The organism is Parazoarcus communis SWub3 = DSM 12120, assembly GCF_003226565.1.
Taxonomy (GTDB): Bacteria; Pseudomonadota; Gammaproteobacteria; order Burkholderiales; family Rhodocyclaceae; genus Parazoarcus; species Parazoarcus communis.
Genome location: NZ_QKOE01000009.1, coordinates 37,887 through 54,930 on the forward strand (window position 1 = coordinate 37,887; position 17,044 = coordinate 54,930).

Sequence of the window (17,044 nt, forward strand, 5' to 3'; positions counted from 1 at the left end):
ATTGGCTAGTGGCGTAGCGCTTCGATGAAACCTGGCCGTGGGCAAGCGCGAGCTTGATCAAGGCCGCTCGGTTCCTGCTAAGCAACGCCGTCAAGGCGTTCGCCGGGCGCTTACAGCGTTTCTCAACTCAGGCCTCGTGCGTGTCTGCATGAACGCAGATGCAGCCCTGACCTGATGACTTTGCCCGATACATTGCAGTGTCGGCATCGCGGATGAGTTGATTCGGTTCGCGAGCGCTGCCGCAAAAGGTCGCGATGCCAATGCTCGGCGTGGTCTGGTGAGTGAGTTCGCCCAGGGTGTAAGGTGCGCTCAACGCCTCGCGGAGTTTGTTGGCGATGGTGTATGCCATTTTTGTTGCCGCATCTGCTGCGTTGCCCAGGTTTTCGAGAATCACGACGAACTCGTCGCCGCCGAGACGGGCGACGGTGTCGTCCTGTCGCACGGTTTCTGTCAAACGCCGGGCAATGGCCTTGAGCAGGGCATCACCGGCTTCGTGCCCGGCGCTGTCATTCAAGGCCTTGAACTTGTCGAGATCGATGAACAGTACCGCACCGTGCTGCCTGCTGCGGGCGCTGCTGGCGATGGCCTGATGCAGTCGGTCGTACAGCAAGCGGCGATTGGGCAGTGCGGTCAGCGGATCATAGAAGGCAAGATCACGGATCGCATTTTCGGCCAGTTTCTGTTCCGTGCTGTCGAGTATGACTCCGTCAATGAACGTTGGGTTGCCTTGATCATCGTAGCTTGCGCGACCGCGTTCACTGACCCATTTCGTTTCGCCAGTCCGCGTCCGGATGCGGTATTCAACCTCATAGGCCGTTCGGGCCGCAAAGGCCGCGGCCAGGACTTCCTGAACGTGTTCGAGGTCTTCCTGCTGGATCAGTTTGCCGAACGTCTGTTCTCCACGAATGAAGCTGCCGGCGGCGAACCCGGTCAAGGTTTCCACGCCTGCGCTGACATGAATGAAGCGCCACGGGATGCCTGGTTCGCAACGAAAGACGGTGCCTGGTACGTTTTCGACCAGGGTCTGGTATCGGGCCAGGCTGTCGGTCAAGGCGGCCGCGGCGATGCGCATCCTGCGGCGATGGCGTGCGCTGGTGTACATCACCGTGAACAGCAGCACATTCAACAAGGTGCCGGCAGTCAGCAGTATTTGAGGCTGTATGGTGCGGGTGGCCTCTTCATACTGCTCGCGGCTATGGAAGCGGAGCACCCAGCGCCGACCACTGATCTCCATCGGTGATTCGAGGGTGTAACGCGCATCGCGGACCTGTGCTTGCGACGAAAACAGCAGATTTTCAGGCGCGACGGCGTCGTCATAGACTTCCAGATTCACATCCTGGTCGACCTCGGCGAAGATGCCCCGCATCAGATCGTGTGCTCGAAACGGGGAATAAACGAAGCCAACCAGCGCTGCCCTGCGTTGGGCGACCGTGTCGGTGGGGGCGCCGTTGCGATAGACGGCAAGGTAGATCAGAAAGCCGGGCTGCACATCCTTGCCGGTCTCCTGCACCAGGGTGACCTTTGCCGACAGTGCTGGATTACCCGTGTCCCGGGCGCGCTCCATTGCCTCGCGACGTATCGGTTCGGCGTACATGTCGTACCCGAAGGCCCGCTGGTTGCGGGCGTCGAAAGGCTCCAGGTACAGGATGCTGGAGTAAAGCTCGCGGTCGCCGGCGGGGTGGATGTCGTAGCCTGGAAAGCCGGTTGTGCGGATCTGCGTGACATGGCTGGCAAGCGAGGATCTTGGCACCATCAAGGTGAAGCCGGTGCCCTGTATGCCGGGCAGGGTCTGCTCAAGGGCCAGCAGCGCGACGTACTGGCGCCATTCGTCTACGGTGACGTCATCGCTGGCAGCGAAAAGTGCCCGTCCTCCTCGCAGCACCTGTTCGTAGGCCTGGATCCGGTTGAGCAGAGTCAGTTTTTCCTTGTCGACGCGATAGGCAAAACGATCTTGCGCACGTTGATGGAAAGTGGTTTCGGAGTAATGCCAAAGAGCAAGGGTCAGTATCAGGCCGAGCACCAGCGCCAGGTAGGCGAGTGAGGTGCTTTCGGAAGGGCGCAGTGACCCCGCGTGGGCGCTGATTTCCGGGCTGGACACTTTGCTTCCCTGCGAGTCCTGTATTGAATCCAGTGTTTCACTTTTCCGGGATTCTTGCCAGCCCGGTGCTCGGCTACACTGCGGGAATCATGGTTGGGCAAGGTAATGATGAAGGACGAAGATTTCATGCGTGAGGCGCTGGAGCAGGCGCGTCAGGCCGGTGCTTGCGGCGAGGTGCCTGTGGGAGCGATCGTTGTACTCGATGGCCAGATTGTTGGACGTGGCTTCAACCAGCCGATCGGGCGTCATGATCCGACCGCTCATGCCGAGGTGATGGCCTTGCGAGACGCGGCGCAGCGTCTGGGCAACTACCGGCTGCCCGGTTGCGAGCTGTATGTGACGCTGGAACCGTGTGCAATGTGTTCCGGGGCGATCATGCATGCGCGCATCCGGCGCGTTGTGTTCGGTGCTCGCGACCCTAAAACCGGTGTTGCTGGCAGTGTCATCGACCTGTTTGATGAGGCTCGCCTCAACCATCATGCGACGATCGAAGGCGGCTTGATGGCTGACGAATGTGGCGGCATGTTGTCCGCCTTCTTTGCCGCGCGGCGTGGCAAGACCCTGATCGCCTGAGCGGATCATGCTCCTGATTGTCGATCTCGGTAACCAGTCGATGACCTTGCATGATGAGGCGGGTACCTGTATTCGCCGCTACCGGGTGTCCACGGCAAGGAATGGGCCGGGTGAACGCAGCGGCAGCGAGTGCACACCGCGTGGCTTGCACCGGATCCGCGCCAGGATCGGTGGCGGCGCGGCAGCGGGGACCGTGTTTCGTGGGCGTCGCCCGACCGGCGAAATCTGGTCGCCGGCGTTTGCGGCAGCCCATCCCGGGCGGGACTGGATCCTGTCGCGCATCCTGTGGTTGTGTGGAGAGCAGGTTGGGCTGAATCGGGGAGGCGAAGTGGATTCGATGCGGCGCTACATCTACCTGCATGGTACGGGCGATGACCAACCCATGGGGGTGCCCTTGTCGCATGGTTGTATCCGGATGCGCAACCGCGACATCATCGAACTGTTTGATCTGGTGCCGGCAGGCACCTTTGTGGATATCCGGGAGCACACATGATCACCATCGAAATTCACGATTGGCAGACTGCAGCTACGTGGGCAATGCCTTTGCGAGAGCAGGTGTTCGTCGTCGAACAGGGTGTTCCTGCCGAGCTGGAGCTCGACGAATTTGACCCTCTGTCCCGTCATGCGCTGGCACTGACCGAGGCGGGTGAGGTGGTGGGCACCGGGCGCCTGCTGCCCGATGGGCACGTTGGTCGCATGGCAGTTGCTGCGGAATGGCGAGGTCGCGGTGTGGGTGGGCAGGTGCTGCAGGCACTGCTTGCGGAAGCGGCCAACCGAGGCATGGAGATGACGATCTTGAATGCCCAGGTTGATGCGGTCGGCTTCTATCAACGCTACGGTTTTGTGGCCGAGGACGAAGTGTTCATGGAGGCGGGGATTCCACATCGGGTGATGCGTCGACAGCATAGCGGTGCGTGACTTCGCCAGCCGGCCTGCCACTTGAATCCCACGTCCACTCCGTGAAGCAGACGGTACCTTGCACGTCCCGGGTGATCAGGCTGGAACAGCGGGTGCCGTAGCCCGGTGCTGCGATGAAGGCAGGCGAGAGCCAGCGCTCCCATTCCAGGCTGACCCCGGTGGAGGGCAGCTCGGCGTCTGTAGCGGCCGTGGTGTCGCGTAGCAAGTTCAGAACCGGTGCCCGATCGGGAAGGTGATGCAAAGCCTCCGATAGTGCGGCACGGGCTCGCTCGACTTTGGGCCAGCTGGAGTCGAGCAGGTGATTGGACAGGCCGTAGATGCCAGGCCCGAGCAACTGGATGGTGTTTGTCGTGCTTTCGTGTATGCCCAGGTTGATACCGTCGCTGAGCAGTAGATTGAAACCGGCGTAGTCGGCACTGCGCGTGGCGATACTTTGCAGCGTGGCCTGGGTGTCGCTGGCTGCCTGCAGGGCGTCCCTGACCAGCGCACCGCGCGAGGGGGCGCCTTCGCGTCGCTGGCTGGGGTCGCGGTAATTGGTCAGGGCGGCGAAACGACCGTTTCGACTCAAGCCCATCCACGTTCCCCCCGCTTCCAGATCACGTCCGGCGAGCAGGTCAGGGGCGTCGGTCCACCAGTGCGCCGGACTGGCCGGACGCGCAAGAAACTCGTCACGATTGGCTGCGACGACCAATGGGTAGTCCGGGTGAAGCTGCCACGCAAGAACGATCAGGCACATTCGATGAAGGTCTCGATATGGCGTTGGTTGCCATCGGCCAGCAGGAGCGGCAGACCGGCACGTTCGACTTCCTCGTTCAGTGCTTGCATGAAGGCCACCGGGTCCGGCGCAGGTGGGTAGACCTCCATCCACGTGGTGCCAGCATCCTCGCGGACGAATAGCCGGCCCTGAATGCCGGTCCGATGGGCAAGCGAGGCCTGCATGCTGCGCACGCGGGCCTTAACGCCAGACGCGTCCAGGCCCGCGTTGACCTTGTAGTAAATGAAAAGGTGGGACAAGGCCGGGCGTGCTACCTGCATGCGAACCTCAGGCCAGTGCGTATGGCAGTCCGAGCAAGTCTGCCGGAGGGCCATCAGGCGCACCGACATGAATTTCGCCCGCTTCCGCACAACTGGTCTGCAGGACAGCCAGCGCCTCGAAGCTGCCATCGCTCAAGCGGGCAATATTGACAAGCTTGCCCGCAGACTGGTCGCCAAATGCCGGCGAATACAGGTCCGTACCTGCTGCCGCGGAGCACCCTGCAGGCAGGGCAATCCGGTACATCCGCTTCTTGACCTTGCCCAGGTGCTGCGTACGGGCAACGATTTCCTGCCCGGGATAGCATCCTTTCTTGAAGCTGACGCCGCCGATCAGTTCGTAGTTGAGCATCTGGGCAACGAATTCTTCCTGAGTGGCCAGGGTTACCAGCGGCAGGCCGGCACGAATCATCGCGAGTTGCCACGCATGTGTGCCAGCCGGCGCCGCGCCAGCAGTGTCAAGGCTGCCGAATACGCTTGCAGCCTGTTCGGCCCCCACCACAACAACGTAGTTGTTTGCGTCGAGCGAGAGCACCTGGATGCCTTTGGCCGCAGCAACACTGCGCAAGCCTTCCGGCACGGGAAGGCCGGCTTGCTGGAGCGCGGCGGCCGCACGGGGGCCCGTCACGCCGATCAGTGCGCGCTCGGCAGACAGATCGCCAAGCTTGACCTTGCTACGCAGGATGTACATCGACAATTTCTTGTGCAGGGCGGGCAGGATGTCTGCCGAGATGATCAGGTCGTGACCTTCTCCTTCACGCCATAGCAGGATGCTGGCCAGCATCCTGCCTTTCGGGCTGTTGAAGCTGTTGAGCTGCAACTCGGCTTCGCCGAGCTTGTTGACGTCATTTGAAAACAGATTGTGCAGATAGGGCGCGGAGTCCGGCCCCACGCTCTGCAGCATGCCCAGGTGGGTCAGCGGAACGGCCAGGGTTTCAGCAGCGGCTTCGTTGGGAAAGGAAATGATGCCATTGTCGAGCGTGGCACCTTGATTGGCGAGAAAGTCGGTCCAGGCAGTCATGATCGTATCGGTTCGTGAAGGGGCGTCGGTTGACGTGTTGCAGTATTATAGGGCCCCGCCGCTGTCTGACTGCCTCCATTGATCGCCTTCGGGGTGACGGGGCGTTTTGAGTGGCAAGAAACCGGTTGTCGATGAAGAAAGTCCTTTTCTCCCTGTTGGTCATGGTGCTGCTGGCGTCTGGTGTCGTCTCGGCTGCCGCGTGGTGGTATGCAAACCGTCCGCTTCCATTGTCTCAGCCTGTGGTTGACTTCACCGTGGAGCGGGGGGCCAACATGCGCCAGGCTGCGCAGGCCATCGCGCTTGCTGGGGTCGGTGTGGAGCCGCAACTGCTTTACTGGCTGGCCCGCATCCAGGGCAAGGCGGCCATGATCAAGGCGGGCAGCTATGAGGTTGGACCAGGCATCACCGTGCAGGGGTTGATCCTGAAGCTGTCTTCCGGGGATGTTTCGCAGGGCGAGCTTCTGTTTCCCGAAGGCTGGACCTTTCGTCAGATCCGGGCCGCAATCGAGGCTCATCCTGATCTGAACCCCGACACGGCTGGCCTGACCGAGGCCGAGATCCTGGCCCGGATCGGTGCGACGGCGAGCCACCCGGAAGGTCTGTTCTTTCCCGATACATATCTGTTTGACAAGCGCTCCAGCGCGCTCGCCCTGCTCGCACGTGCGCATCATTCGATGCAGCAGAAGCTCGACGAAGTCTGGGCTGAGCGTGATCCGGCGCTACCGCTGACGTCGGCTTACGAACTGCTGATTCTGGCCTCCATCGTCGAGAAGGAGACCGGCCGCCCGGAGGACCGTGGCCTGGTGGCATCGGTCTTTACCAATCGGTTGCGTATCGGCATGCGCCTACAGACCGATCCCACGGTGATCTATGGCCTGGGGGATCGGTACGATGGACGTTTGCGCCGAATCCATCTCGAGACCGATCACCCCTGGAATACCTACACCCGTGCCGGGCTTCCGCCGACCCCTATCGCCATACCGGGGCTGGCCTCATTGCGTGCGGCGGTCAAACCCGAGAAGTCCGATTTCCTGTATTTCGTCGCGCGTGGCGACGGGTCGAGTCAGTTTTCGCGCAACCTCGACGAACACAATCGCGCGGTCAATCGATACATTCGTGGAGGCGGCAGTTGAATCAAACATCGGCAAGAGGCCGTTTCATTACTTTCGAAGGTATCGACGGTGCGGGCAAGAGCAGCCAGATCGAGGCTGTCGTATCCGTGCTGCGGGAGCGCGGGATAGCGGTCGAGCAGTCGCGCGAGCCTGGGGGGACGCCGCTGGGTGAACGTCTGCGTGATTTGCTGCTGCACGAGCCGATGCATCTGGAGACTGAAGCGATGCTGATGTTCGCCGCACGTCGCGAACATGTCGCGCGTCTCATCGAGCCGGCCTTGTCTGCCGGGCGCTGGGTGGTATGCGATCGTTTTTCCGATGCGACCTTTGCCTACCAGGTCGGCGGTCGGGGATTGGATGCAGCCAAGTTCGATGTACTGGAGTCATGGGTGCATCCGGGTTTGCAGCCCGATCTTACGCTGCTGTTCGATTTGCCTCCGGAAGTGGCTGCGAGCCGGGTCCGCTCGACGGGCGTGAATCCAGACCGTTTCGAGCGCGAGCAGCGGGATTTCTTCGTCCGCGTGCGGGATGCCTATCTTGAGCGCGCGCACAGGGCGCCGCAGCGGATCCGCATCATTGACGCAGACCGCTCGCCCGAGCAGATTCGGGCGCAGATCGAGGCCATCGTGGCTGAGCGCTGGTTCGCATGATCGCTCCTTGGCTGGAGTCTTACTGGCAGCGTCTGATCGACCTGGATCAGCGCCTGCCTCATGCGCTGCTGTTTGTTGGACCGCCGGGCTTGGGCAAGCGCGACCTGGTCGAGCATCTTGCCGCCCGGCTGTTGTGCGATACGCCTGCCGAGAATGGCGCGGCTTGTGGTCAATGTGCCGCCTGCCGATGGCGGCTGTCAGGCAATCACCCGGATCTGTACCGTGTCGTCCCAGCCTCTGCGCAGGATGCAGAGGAAGGGGATGAAGCAGCCCCCGCTGCAGAGTCCACAGCCAAGGCGAAGTCCAGCCAGATCCTGATTGACCAGATCCGTGAAATTCAGGACGCCCTTGCAGTGACCGGGCATCATGGCAGCCGCCGGGTCGTCATCATAGATCCGGCTGAAGCGATGAATGTGTTTACGGCCAACGCTTTACTGAAATTGCTCGAGGAGCCGCCTGCTGGCTGCAGCTTCCTGCTGGTTTCTTCGGCGCCACGTCGCTTGCTGCCGACCATACGCAGCCGCTGTCAGCAGTGGGCGGTCGGACGGCCTGGTGCCAGGCTACTTGAGCAATGGCTGGCCGCGGAGGGCGCTGCACTGGCGCCCTTGCTGACGTTGTGCGGTGGCATGCCGATGGCAGCCAAACGTCTTGCCGAGCAGGGCGGGGCCGCCTGGCGCGACCGTTTCGTCAAGGACCTTGCTGCCGGTGGTTTCGATCCCCTGCGGCTTGCGGGTCAGTGGGAGAGTTGGTTGAAGTCCAAGGACGCGCTTGCCGGAGGCTTCAATCTGGTCATGCTGGTCGACTGGTTTCAACGTTGGGTCAGTGATCTGGCGGTATTCAAACTGGGTGGAGTGGTGCGTTTCTTCCCTGATCAGACTGCCGCCCTGTCTGACCTGGCTAAACGTGCCGACGTGGCGGCACTGAGCAACTGTTACAATGAAACCCTGCAGATCAGGCGGGTGGTAACCCATCCGCTCAATCTCAGGTTGTTTCTAGAAGACATGCTGATGCGCTATGCGCGCGCCTTCAAAGGATCCCGCAATTGAGCGAAGCTGCCCGCCCGCAGGTTGCACGCCCCAGCGTGCTGTCGCTGAACATCAACTCCAAGTCGGCGCTGTACGCCGCCTATATGCCGTTCCTGAACAACGGCGGGATTTTCGTCCCGACGCCCAAGGCTTACAACCTGGGTGACGAAGTGTTCATGCTGCTGCAGTTGATGGATGACCCCACCAAGCATCCGGTTGCCGGCACGGTTGTCTGGTTGACACCGCAAGGGGCGCAGGGTGGAAAGGCGGCGGGCATTGGTGTGCAGTTTTCTGCCGATGAGGCGGGCACAGCCCTGCGTCATCGCATCGAGCAGGTTCTGGCGGGGCACCTCGGCTCCAGTCGTCCCACCCACACACTCTGAATACGCGGATGTTTGTCGATTCACACTGCCACCTTGATTTCCCGGATCTCGCCGAACGTGAGCCCCAGTTGCTGGACAACATGCAGGCGGCCAATGTTGGGCAGGCCCTGTGCATCAGCGTCAAGCTCGAGGATTTCCCACGCGTGCGTGCGCTGGCCGAACGCCATGCCAATCTCTGGGCCTCGGTGGGGGTGCATCCCGACAACGCCGATTGCGAAGAGCCGGACGTCGACCGCTTGCTTGCGCTTGCCGATCACCCGCGTGTGGTGGCGATCGGTGAGACCGGGCTGGACTATTATTGGCACAAGGACGCGCCGGAATGGCAGCGGGCGCGTTTCCGGACCCATATCCGTGCTGCGCGTAGCTGCGGCAAACCCTTGATTGTGCATACCCGAAGCGCAGCGGCAGATACCATTCGACTGCTGCAGGAAGAAGGCGCTGCCGAGTGCGGCGGCGTGATGCACTGCTTTACCGAATCGCGGGAAGTCGCTGAAGCCGCACTGGCGCTGGGTTTCTATATCTCTTTTTCGGGGATCGTCACCTTTCGTAACGCCCGCGAACTGAAGGACGTGGCATCTTGGGTGCCGCTGGACCGCCTGCTGATCGAGACTGACGCGCCGTATCTGGCGCCGGTGCCGCATCGGGGCAGGACCAATGAACCCGCCTGGGTCGTTCATGTGGCAGAAGAGATCGCGCGCTTGCGCGATGTTCCGCTGGATGTCATCGAGCAGGCGACCACCGAGAACTTCTTCCGTCTCTTCCGCCATGCTCAGCCCTGACATCATCCGCAAGTTCCTCATCGCCGCTGCCAGCAGCTTCCTGCTTGCCGGACCGGTTGCAGCCAGCAGTTACGACGATGCACTCAACTCGGCCCGCATGGGCGATACCCGGCTGCTGGTCGATCTGTTGTCGCGTGGTATCGACCCGAATACGGTCGATAGCAGCGGCAATACCTTGTTGATCATTGCAGCACGCGAGGGCAATGCTGAAACCGTGGCAGCGCTGGTCGCTTATCGTCCCCGCCTGGACTACCGCAACCTGACAGGCGACAGTGCCTTGATGCTGGCCGCGCTGCAGGGGCATGAAAAGGTGGTGGATGTTCTGCTCAATGCGGGTGCGCCTTTGAATCATGCGGGCTGGACGCCGTTGCATTATGCTGCGTTCGAAGGACGCCTGGCGGTCGTGGAGCGTCTGCTGCGTGCCGGGGCGGATCTCAACCTGCTGGCACCGAATCAGTCCGACGCCTTGATGCTTGCCGCACGTAATGGTCACATCGATGTCGTGCGCAAGCTGATCGAGGCGGGCAGCGTGCTCGACCGCAAGAACGACGCCGGCCTGACCGCCGAGGAGTGGGCACGCTCGCGTGGCAATACCGATATTGCCGACCTGATCGCCAAGGCACGGAAGGCGCGTTGAGGCGAGGGCTGCAAATCCGGTTGTAAGGCGTTGCCTGGTCGGTACGTCGGCTGGAACAGCGCTAAATGCACTTCTGTGGTGCATTGATCGACATTTAAGCGATAATCGCACTTTTTTGGTGCGAGGGTGTGCTGTGTCGATAAAGTATCAATCTGCCCATGAGTTCCTGACACTGGTTGCCGAACGCAATCCCGGACAACCAGAGTTCCTGCAAGCCGTTACCGAGGTCGTCGATAGCCTGTGGCCCTTCATCAAGGCCAACCCCAGGTATGCGGAACACGGCTTGCTTGATCGCTTGGTCGAACCGGAGCGCGCCATCCTGTTCCGGGTGTCGTGGGTGGATGATCACGGCGAGGTCCGCGTCAATCGTGGCTATCGTATCCAGCACAGTTCGGCGATTGGCCCCTACAAGGGGGGGATTCGTTTCCATCCTTCGGTCAATCTGTCCATCCTCAAGTTTCTCGCCTTCGAACAGACCTTCAAGAATGCACTGACCACGCTGCCGATGGGCGGCGGGAAGGGGGGTTCGGATTTCGATCCAAAGGGACGTAGTCCGGGCGAGGTGATGCGTTTCTGCCAGGCGTTCGTGACCGAGTTGTATCGGCACATTGGGTCGGATACCGACGTACCCGCGGGTGACATCGGGGTCGGCGGGCGTGAGGTCGGCTACATGGCAGGGATGATGAAGAAGCTGTCGAACCGTGCCGATTGCGTTTTTACCGGCAAGGGCCTGAGCTTTGGGGGGTCGCTGATCCGCCCCGAGGCAACCGGCTACGGTACGGTGTATTTCGCTGAGGAGATGCTGCGTCACGCCGGGCGGTCACTGGAAAACATGCGTGTTTCGGTTTCCGGCTCCGGCAATGTTGCGCAGTATGCTGTCGAAAAAGCGATGGCGCTGGGCGCGCGCGTGATCACGGTATCGGATTCAAGCGGAACCGTCGTTGACCCCGAAGGATTCACCGAGGAGAAGCTGGCGGTCCTGATGGAGGTCAAGAATCACCTCTATGGCCGAGTCAGCGATTATGCCGAACGTGTTGGCGTGCATTTCGAACCGGGTCGGCGGCCGTGGCATGTGCCGGTCGACGTCGCCTTGCCCTGCGCGACCCAGAACGAACTCGATGGCAATGATGCGCTGATGCTGGTCCGGAACGGCGCAATCTGCGTGGCCGAGGGGGCGAACATGCCGTCGACCGCCGATGCGGTAAGGGTGTTCGAGGAAAACGGCGTGTTGTACGCGCCGGGCAAGGCAAGCAATGCGGGCGGGGTGGCGACCTCGGGACTGGAAATGAGCCAGAACGCGATGCGCATGTCGTGGACCCGTGAAGAGGTCGATGCCCGCTTGCTGGAGATCATGCGTGGCATCCACGCGGCGTGTATCAAGCACGGTACGCGTGACGATGGCCGGGTCAGCTACGTCGATGGGGCCAATGTTGCGGGCTTCGTCAAAGTGGCTGATGCCATGCTGGCGCAAGGGGTCATCTGATTGTGCTCACGGGGTGAGACCTTCAGGGGCTCACCCACCGGGATTCCCGTCGTGGATCTGGGGCATGTCCGTGACTCAGGCTGAGGCAATCCAGCCTTCGATCGGATCGAAGCCGGCGGGAAGGCCGTAGTCTGGCGCTCCGGCCTGCAGGCAGCCGGCGGCCTGAATCAGCGCCAGACAGGCATCCAGCCGGTCGCCGCTGGCGTCCGAAATCAGCTGCGTCCGTTGTGAGTCATCGAGTAGTAGTGGCAGGCGTTGCGGGTGCTCACCCTGGGTCAAGGCGTCAACAATACGGTGACGCGTGGCGGTGCGTTCTGCGGTCTGTTTGCGTTTGTCGTCACTCTTATACGAGTCGGCAGTGATCCGTCGTGCCAGCAGGCCGGGGTAGGCTTCCACCGCGACGCGTGCCGGGTCACCGCAATACATGCCGACCACACTGACGTTTGCAGCCAGCAGGCGGGGGGCGCCTTCAAGAAACATCAGTCCAACCGGTGGATTCACCAGTTTCAGCGGGCTGTGCGAGCGGGCAGGCAGGTCGGTGGCGCGGTGCGCATAGCGGCGCCCCACCGGGCGTTGTTCGCGATAGGCGTCGAGGGTGGCGCGAAAACGCGCCCGCCCCATGGCAGTACAGTGGGCAAGGAGGGCGGGCCAGTGGTCTGGCCAGCCCAGCTCAAGCACGGCTTCCCGCGGTAGTCCAAACGGAAAGTCAAATCCACCCAGCCAGGGGCCAGGCTGGGCGAGCACGTTTTCGAAGCTTTGCCAGTCCGGACAGGCGAGCAGGGAGTCGAGCCGAATGCCGTCTGCGCTTAAATGCCCCCAGGCGATGGTAATGGGTTTGGTGCGTTGTGGTGATGAGGTGAAGTCAACGCCGAGCAGTCGTATCGTGCTGCTTATGTCGATTTCAGCGCTGTTCATGCTCATAGCACTCAGCTGCAATCTTCACGGTATTGAAGTGTATCGTCACGGTGTCATCGATCGGGTTGGCGTAGCCACCTGCCATTGCAATCGCAACGGGTGTGGTGCGATCCCGGCAGCGTGCCAGGACGCGACGGTCACGCTCGGCAAGACCCTCGATGCTGAGTGAAAGGCGGCCGAGACGGTCTCCAGCGTAGGGGTCCGCACCAGCCAGATAGATGACGAAGTCCGGTGCAAAGCCGTCGAACACCTGATCGAGCGCTCCATCGAGCGCATTCAGGTAGGCCTCATCCCCGGTTTGATCGGGCAGGTCAATGTCAAGGTCACTGAGTTGCTTGCGGAAGGGGAAGTTCTTGGCCCCATGAAGGCTGCAGGTGAATACGCCTGCCTGGCCTGCAAGGATTGCGGCAGTGCCATCACCCTGATGGACGTCGCAGTCCACGATGGCAATGCGCCGTATCCTTTCTTGTGCACGCAAGGCCAATGCGGCAATGGCGGCATCGTTGAATACGCAGAAACCTGAGCCGAAGTCGCGGTGTGCGTGATGCGTGCCACCTGCAAGATTGACGCCGCAGCCCTCGTTCAGTGCGGTCCGGCAAGCAGCCAGCGTGGCGCCTGCCGAGCGCCGGGAGCGCTCGACCATCTCTGGAGACCATGGGAAACCGATACGACGGATCTCGGCCGTATCCAGTGTTCCGTTGCAGACCCTTTGCAGGTAAGCGGCATCGTGCGCACGAAGGATGTCAACATCGGGCGCCGCATCCGGAACGCAGAGATCGTCAGGCGAGAAAATGCCGGATCCGACCAGACGCTCTCGCAGTCGAGCGTACTTGACCATCGGAAAGCGATGGCCAGTCGGCAGCGGTAGTACGAAATGGTCGGCGTAGTAGAGCTTCACAGGCGTCGGGTCGCAATCATTCTGGGTCGCCCGCGCAGCTCAGCGGCTGCCAGCCGCACGGCGAACCTGGGCGACCTATACCTGCAGCAGGCTGGCGACGGGGGCGTCAGCATCGGTGTAGAGGCTTTCGAATTCGTCCTCGGGCACCATGGTAACGGCAATTTCGGGTTCGTGCCCGCCACCACCCAGTATCACCCCACGCAAGGGGGATACATCGGCAAAGTCCCGCCCCCAGCCGATGGTCACGTGTTCCAGCGCGGGCAGCAATGCATTGGTGGGGTCAAAGTCCACCCACCCCACTCCGGGGCAGAATACTGACACCCAGGCGTGCGTGGCGTCTGCCCCAATCAGCCGCGGCTTACCCGCAGGAGGGCGGGTCAGGATGTAGCCGCTGACGTAGCGCGCGGCCAGGCCTATCGAGCGCAGACAGGACAGCATCAGATGGGCGAAGTCCTGGCAGACGCCGCGGCGGTTCTCCAGCACTTCGGTCACTGGTGTCGAGATGTCCGTCGCTTCCGGGTCGAAAGTGAACTCGTGAAAGATCCTTCGCATCAACCTGTCTACGCCGACCAGCAAAGGGACTCCGGCTGGGAAGTCGGTCGCGGCAAAGTCGGCGAAATCTCGCTTTACCCGCACGTGTGCGGACTCGAACAGGTAGCCACAGGCCTCGAGCATGGCCGCATCGAGAAAGCGTCCGGCCCGATAGGCGAGTTGGTCGCGCACACTTTCCCAGGCTGGAGAGGCGGCCAGATCGGGCAAGGGTTTGGACTCCAGCTCAACCCAACTCTCGGCGCGGATGAACAAGGTGTCGTGATCACGTTCGAAGTGCATCGAACGCACCGGATTGCCGAATCCATCGGCAAAGTCCTCGATACGCTGGGGTTCGGGCACGATTTCGATGCGGTGGCTGACGCAGTGCTGCCCAGGCAATTCACGTGGGGTCAGGCGCAACATCTGGCGCGACTCGCCCACCGGTTGATCGTAGCGGTAGAGCGTGTCGTGGCGGATATGGTAACGGACGATGGTCATGCAACCCTCCGCAGCTGCATCGGCCGCAGGGTATGGGTGAAGTAGCGGCGATGGACCTCGTCCGACAGGTTCTGCGCCACGCTCATCGATTCGGCGAGCAGCGTGCGCAGGGTGCCGAGGGCCAGTTCGCAGTCCTCGGCCTCGAACCGGGTGAGATCGAAGTTTTCCAGGCGGCGTGCCAAGGGATCGATCATCAGTGACGGGTAAGGGTGACCAAGTTCGCGGGAGCTACGGGCAAGATACTTCTGCAGCACGTCGACCTGAAAGCCGACCGAGTGTGGATTGGTACGGTCGAATACGATCAGGTGCAGCACGGGCAGCAGCTCGGGCACCCGGCGATATCGTGCTCGATAGGTGACGATGGAGTTCACTGCTTCCAGCAGCCATTCGAACATGCGTTCGCGTACTTCGGGTTCAGCCGACATCGGAACCGAAATCAGGCCGGCGAGACCCTCCAGGCGCTCGATGCGCCGCCCGAGGATGAGGAAACGCCAGCCTTCATCACGGGTCATGTCGTCCATGGCGAAACCGGCCAGCGAGATACAGGATTGCATGACCCGGTCGATTGCGGACAGCGCCTGATCGGTACTGGTGACCTGTTCCGATAGCAATTGCTCAAGCCGGTTCAGGGCATGCCAGTTGTCCGAGGACAGGCGTTCGCGCACCTGGCTGGCGGAAAAGCTCAAGGCGCGCAGGTTGGATGCCACCGATCCCGGCTGCTTGTCGTCGAGCAGGGCCGCGATCAGTTCTGCCTCGATATTCTCGGGGCGATCATCGGCGTCGATGTCTCCCAGCACGCCCAGGCCGCGGGCGGCCTCAAGCAGACCAGCCAGGCTCTGCACGGTATCGGCATCGGTGCTGGATGCGCGTGGCAGCGCAGCACGGATCAGTCGCGCGCTGGCCTCGACGCGCTCGGCGTAGCGCCCCATCCAGAACAGGTTTTCACCCAGACGTGAGGGAATATCGGCACCACCGCAGACCAGGTCGATGACGCCCAGACGGCGTTTGAGCAGGCTGGTGCGCACAACGGGTGCATCGGCGCGGATCCAGGTGTCTTTGGACAGCCCGCCGCGCTGCATCGAGATCACCTCCATGCCGGCACGGGGCGCAACCCGGCCCAGTGCCCCGGGCATTACCGTATAGTCGTCGCCGGTGGCGCTGGCGAAGACACGGATGCCGACCGAGCGTGGCAGCAGACGACGGTTCCACACTGGCGCCTGCGACAGCCGAACCCATTCTTGTGCCACATAGGCGTGAGGTTGAGCGAGGATGCGCTCGATCATGCGACGGCGGGAGTCGCCCTTGAGTTCGTGACCAAACACCGCCTCCATGCGCATGCTGGGAAACGCCGGCTTGATGACCAGTTCGTCGAGATGCTCGAGTACGTATTCCAGTGCCGGCGCTTCGCCGCACCACCAGGATGCCACTGACGGCATGGCCAGCGGCTCGCCGAGCAGGCGCTGGCAGATAGCCGGCAGGAAGCCGAACAGGGCGCCTGACTCGAGCACGCCGCTGCCCAGTGCGTTGGCCATCAGCACGCGACCGGCGCGAATGGCCCCCAGCAGGCCGGGGATGCCCAGCGCCGAGTCGGCACGCAGTTCAAGCGGGTCGCAGAAATCGTCGTCCAGCCGTCGCAGGATGGTGTGGACCCTGCGCAAACCGCGCAAGGTTTTGAGGAATACCGTGTTGTCGCGAACCGTGAGGTCCTGCCCCTCGACCAGTGGAAAACCCAGGTAACGGGCCAGAAAGGCGTGCTCAAAGTAGGTTTCGTTGTAGGGTCCGGGGGTCAGCAGCACGGTCAGCGGCACATCGCCATCGGCCGGTGCAAGCCGGGCCAGGCTGTCCTGCATCGAGCGGAAGTAGCTGGCCAGCGGATTGACGTGCAGTTCGCGAAAGGCGTCCGGGAATGCCCGCGATACGATGATCCGGTTCTGCAGCGCGTAGCCTGCACCCGAGGGGCCCTGCGTGCGATCGGCGATCACCCACCAGCGCCCATCCGGGGCGCGTGCCAGGTCGGCCGCGTAGCTGAACAGCCAGACGTTGCCCGGCGGCTGCACGCCACGGGCGGGCCATTTGAAGCCGTGCTGGCCGAACACCAGCGCGGGCGGGATGAGGCCTTCGCTCAGTAGCGTCTGCGGACCGTAAAGATCGGCCAGGATCGCGTTCATCAGGCGGGCGCGCTGCGAAATCGAGGCCGACAAGGTGGCCCATTCTTCCGAGCCGACGATCAGCGGCAGCATGTCGAGTTCCCAGGGGCGTTTGGTCCCCTTGGGGTCGGCATAGACGTTGTAGCTGACCCCGTCAGACTCGATGGAGTTGCGTACGAACTCTGCCCGACGGATCAGTGCTTCGTCGGGGAAGTTCTCGAGCCGTTCCGCAAACGGTGCCCAGTGTTCACGGGCTTCGCCACGCGAAGAGAGCATCTCGTCGTAGCGGTTTGCGCTGAACGGATAGGATTCGATGAGACCAGCAGGCATGGGTGCAAATGAGC

At 62.1% G+C, this 17,044-nt stretch carries 18 protein-coding genes; 10 read left to right on the forward strand and 8 right to left on the reverse strand.

Features of this window, described 5'->3' with window-relative positions; genetic code table 11:
- Positions 1-127: 127 nt before the first annotated feature.
- Complete coding sequence (locus DNK49_RS13340) at positions 128-2,098, reverse strand: CHASE domain-containing protein (protein WP_279386422.1); 1,971 nt, start codon at positions 2,096-2,098, stop codon at positions 128-130.
- Positions 2,099-2,206: 108 nt separating this feature from the next.
- Between DNK49_RS13340 and tadA the strand changes: the two genes are divergently transcribed.
- The 3 genes from tadA to DNK49_RS13355 are packed head-to-tail and all read left to right on the forward strand — an operon-like array spanning position 2,207 to position 3,589.
- Positions 2,207-2,671 carry a tRNA adenosine(34) deaminase TadA gene (tadA, locus tag DNK49_RS13345; RefSeq protein WP_207806984.1) on the forward strand — a complete coding sequence of 155 codons (465 nt, stop codon included), beginning with the start codon at positions 2,207-2,209 and terminating at the stop codon, positions 2,669-2,671.
- Positions 2,672-2,678: 7 nt separating this feature from the next.
- On the forward strand, positions 2,679-3,164 hold the full coding sequence (locus DNK49_RS13350) for a L,D-transpeptidase (RefSeq protein WP_110525349.1): 486 nt from the start codon (positions 2,679-2,681) through the stop codon (positions 3,162-3,164).
- On the forward strand, positions 3,161-3,589 hold the full coding sequence (locus tag DNK49_RS13355; protein WP_110525351.1) for a GNAT family N-acetyltransferase: 429 nt from the start codon (positions 3,161-3,163) through the stop codon (positions 3,587-3,589). Before DNK49_RS13350 ends, DNK49_RS13355 begins: the two co-directional genes overlap by 4 nt.
- Here DNK49_RS13355 and DNK49_RS13360 read toward each other — a convergent pair.
- From DNK49_RS13360 to ygfZ, 3 genes are read right to left on the reverse strand one after another with little or no spacing between them, the layout of a single operon-like run.
- Positions 3,534-4,325, reverse strand: a complete 792-nt coding sequence (locus DNK49_RS13360; RefSeq protein WP_110525353.1) for an NRDE family protein — start codon at positions 4,323-4,325, stop codon at positions 3,534-3,536. The two genes, DNK49_RS13355 and DNK49_RS13360, sit on opposite strands and share 56 nt — an antisense overlap.
- Positions 4,316-4,624 (reverse strand): DUF4936 family protein, encoded by a 309-nt coding sequence (locus tag DNK49_RS13365; protein WP_110525355.1) that lies wholly within the window; start codon positions 4,622-4,624, stop codon positions 4,316-4,318. Before DNK49_RS13365 ends, DNK49_RS13360 begins: the two co-directional genes overlap by 10 nt.
- A gap of 7 nt (positions 4,625-4,631) precedes the next feature.
- Positions 4,632-5,642, reverse strand: coding sequence for a CAF17-like 4Fe-4S cluster assembly/insertion protein YgfZ (gene ygfZ / locus DNK49_RS13370; protein ID WP_110525357.1), 1,011 nt, complete (start codon positions 5,640-5,642; stop codon positions 4,632-4,634).
- Between the two features lie 131 nt (positions 5,643-5,773).
- Between ygfZ and mltG the strand changes: the two genes are divergently transcribed.
- The 7 genes from mltG (at position 5,774) to gdhA (ending at position 11,711) form a co-directional block, all read left to right on the forward strand.
- Positions 5,774-6,775, forward strand: a complete 1,002-nt coding sequence (gene mltG, locus DNK49_RS13375) for an endolytic transglycosylase MltG (RefSeq protein ID WP_110525359.1) — start codon at positions 5,774-5,776, stop codon at positions 6,773-6,775.
- On the forward strand, positions 6,772-7,404 hold the full coding sequence (gene tmk / locus DNK49_RS13380; protein ID WP_110525361.1) for a dTMP kinase: 633 nt from the start codon (positions 6,772-6,774) through the stop codon (positions 7,402-7,404). Before mltG ends, tmk begins: the two co-directional genes overlap by 4 nt.
- Entirely contained in the window at positions 7,401-8,450 is a 1,050-nt protein-coding gene (gene holB / locus DNK49_RS13385) for a DNA polymerase III subunit delta' (RefSeq protein WP_110525363.1), read from the forward strand. The genes tmk and holB overlap by 4 nt, the downstream gene beginning before the upstream one ends.
- Positions 8,447-8,812, forward strand: coding sequence for a PilZ domain-containing protein (locus tag DNK49_RS13390; RefSeq protein ID WP_110525365.1), 366 nt, complete (start codon positions 8,447-8,449; stop codon positions 8,810-8,812). Before holB ends, DNK49_RS13390 begins: the two co-directional genes overlap by 4 nt.
- A gap of 8 nt (positions 8,813-8,820) precedes the next feature.
- Positions 8,821-9,591, forward strand: a complete 771-nt coding sequence (locus DNK49_RS13395) for a TatD family hydrolase (protein ID WP_110525367.1) — start codon at positions 8,821-8,823, stop codon at positions 9,589-9,591.
- Entirely contained in the window at positions 9,578-10,228 is a 651-nt protein-coding gene (locus DNK49_RS13400) for an ankyrin repeat domain-containing protein (RefSeq protein ID WP_110525369.1), read from the forward strand. The genes DNK49_RS13395 and DNK49_RS13400 overlap by 14 nt, the downstream gene beginning before the upstream one ends.
- 139 nt (positions 10,229-10,367) lie before the next feature.
- Positions 10,368-11,711 (forward strand): NADP-specific glutamate dehydrogenase, encoded by a 1,344-nt coding sequence (gene gdhA / locus DNK49_RS13405; RefSeq protein WP_110525621.1) that lies wholly within the window; start codon positions 10,368-10,370, stop codon positions 11,709-11,711.
- A 75-nt stretch (positions 11,712-11,786) separates the two neighbouring features.
- Here gdhA and DNK49_RS13410 read toward each other — a convergent pair whose 3' ends face one another.
- From DNK49_RS13410 to DNK49_RS13425, 4 genes are all read right to left on the reverse strand, one after another.
- Positions 11,787-12,626: a DUF429 domain-containing protein gene (locus DNK49_RS13410; protein WP_110525371.1), complete on the reverse strand. Its 840-nt coding sequence runs from the start codon at positions 12,624-12,626 to the stop codon at positions 11,787-11,789.
- Positions 12,613-13,524 (reverse strand): histone deacetylase family protein, encoded by a 912-nt coding sequence (locus tag DNK49_RS13415; RefSeq protein ID WP_110525373.1) that lies wholly within the window; start codon positions 13,522-13,524, stop codon positions 12,613-12,615. The genes DNK49_RS13410 and DNK49_RS13415 overlap by 14 nt, the downstream gene beginning before the upstream one ends.
- A gap of 75 nt (positions 13,525-13,599) precedes the next feature.
- Complete coding sequence (locus tag DNK49_RS13420) at positions 13,600-14,553, reverse strand: transglutaminase family protein (RefSeq protein WP_110525375.1); 954 nt, start codon at positions 14,551-14,553, stop codon at positions 13,600-13,602.
- Complete coding sequence (locus tag DNK49_RS13425; protein ID WP_110525377.1) at positions 14,550-17,030, reverse strand: circularly permuted type 2 ATP-grasp protein; 2,481 nt, start codon at positions 17,028-17,030, stop codon at positions 14,550-14,552. Before DNK49_RS13425 ends, DNK49_RS13420 begins: the two co-directional genes overlap by 4 nt.
- Positions 17,031-17,044 lie beyond the last annotated feature (14 nt).

Bases quoted from the DNA above. Each gene is read 5' to 3' on its own strand.
- tadA (WP_207806984.1), top strand. From the start codon at position 2,207: ATGAAGGACGAAGATTTCATGCGTGAGGCGCTGGAGCAGGCGCGTCAG.
- DNK49_RS13350 (WP_110525349.1), top strand. From the start codon at position 2,679: ATGCTCCTGATTGTCGATCTCGGTAACCAGTCGATGACCTTGCATGAT.
- DNK49_RS13355 (WP_110525351.1), top strand. From the start codon at position 3,161: ATGATCACCATCGAAATTCACGATTGGCAGACTGCAGCTACGTGGGCA.
- DNK49_RS13360 (WP_110525353.1), bottom strand. From the start codon at position 4,325: ATGTGCCTGATCGTTCTTGCGTGGCAGCTTCACCCGGACTACCCATTG.
- DNK49_RS13365 (WP_110525355.1), bottom strand. From the start codon at position 4,624: ATGCAGGTAGCACGCCCGGCCTTGTCCCACCTTTTCATTTACTACAAG.
- ygfZ (WP_110525357.1), bottom strand. From the start codon at position 5,642: ATGACTGCCTGGACCGACTTTCTCGCCAATCAAGGTGCCACGCTCGAC.
- mltG (WP_110525359.1), top strand. From the start codon at position 5,774: ATGAAGAAAGTCCTTTTCTCCCTGTTGGTCATGGTGCTGCTGGCGTCT.
- holB (WP_110525363.1), top strand. From the start codon at position 7,401: ATGATCGCTCCTTGGCTGGAGTCTTACTGGCAGCGTCTGATCGACCTG.
- DNK49_RS13395 (WP_110525367.1), top strand. From the start codon at position 8,821: ATGTTTGTCGATTCACACTGCCACCTTGATTTCCCGGATCTCGCCGAA.
- DNK49_RS13400 (WP_110525369.1), top strand. From the start codon at position 9,578: ATGCTCAGCCCTGACATCATCCGCAAGTTCCTCATCGCCGCTGCCAGC.
- DNK49_RS13410 (WP_110525371.1), bottom strand. From the start codon at position 12,626: ATGAACAGCGCTGAAATCGACATAAGCAGCACGATACGACTGCTCGGC.
- DNK49_RS13420 (WP_110525375.1), bottom strand. From the start codon at position 14,553: ATGACCATCGTCCGTTACCATATCCGCCACGACACGCTCTACCGCTAC.
- DNK49_RS13425 (WP_110525377.1), bottom strand. From the start codon at position 17,030: ATGCCTGCTGGTCTCATCGAATCCTATCCGTTCAGCGCAAACCGCTAC.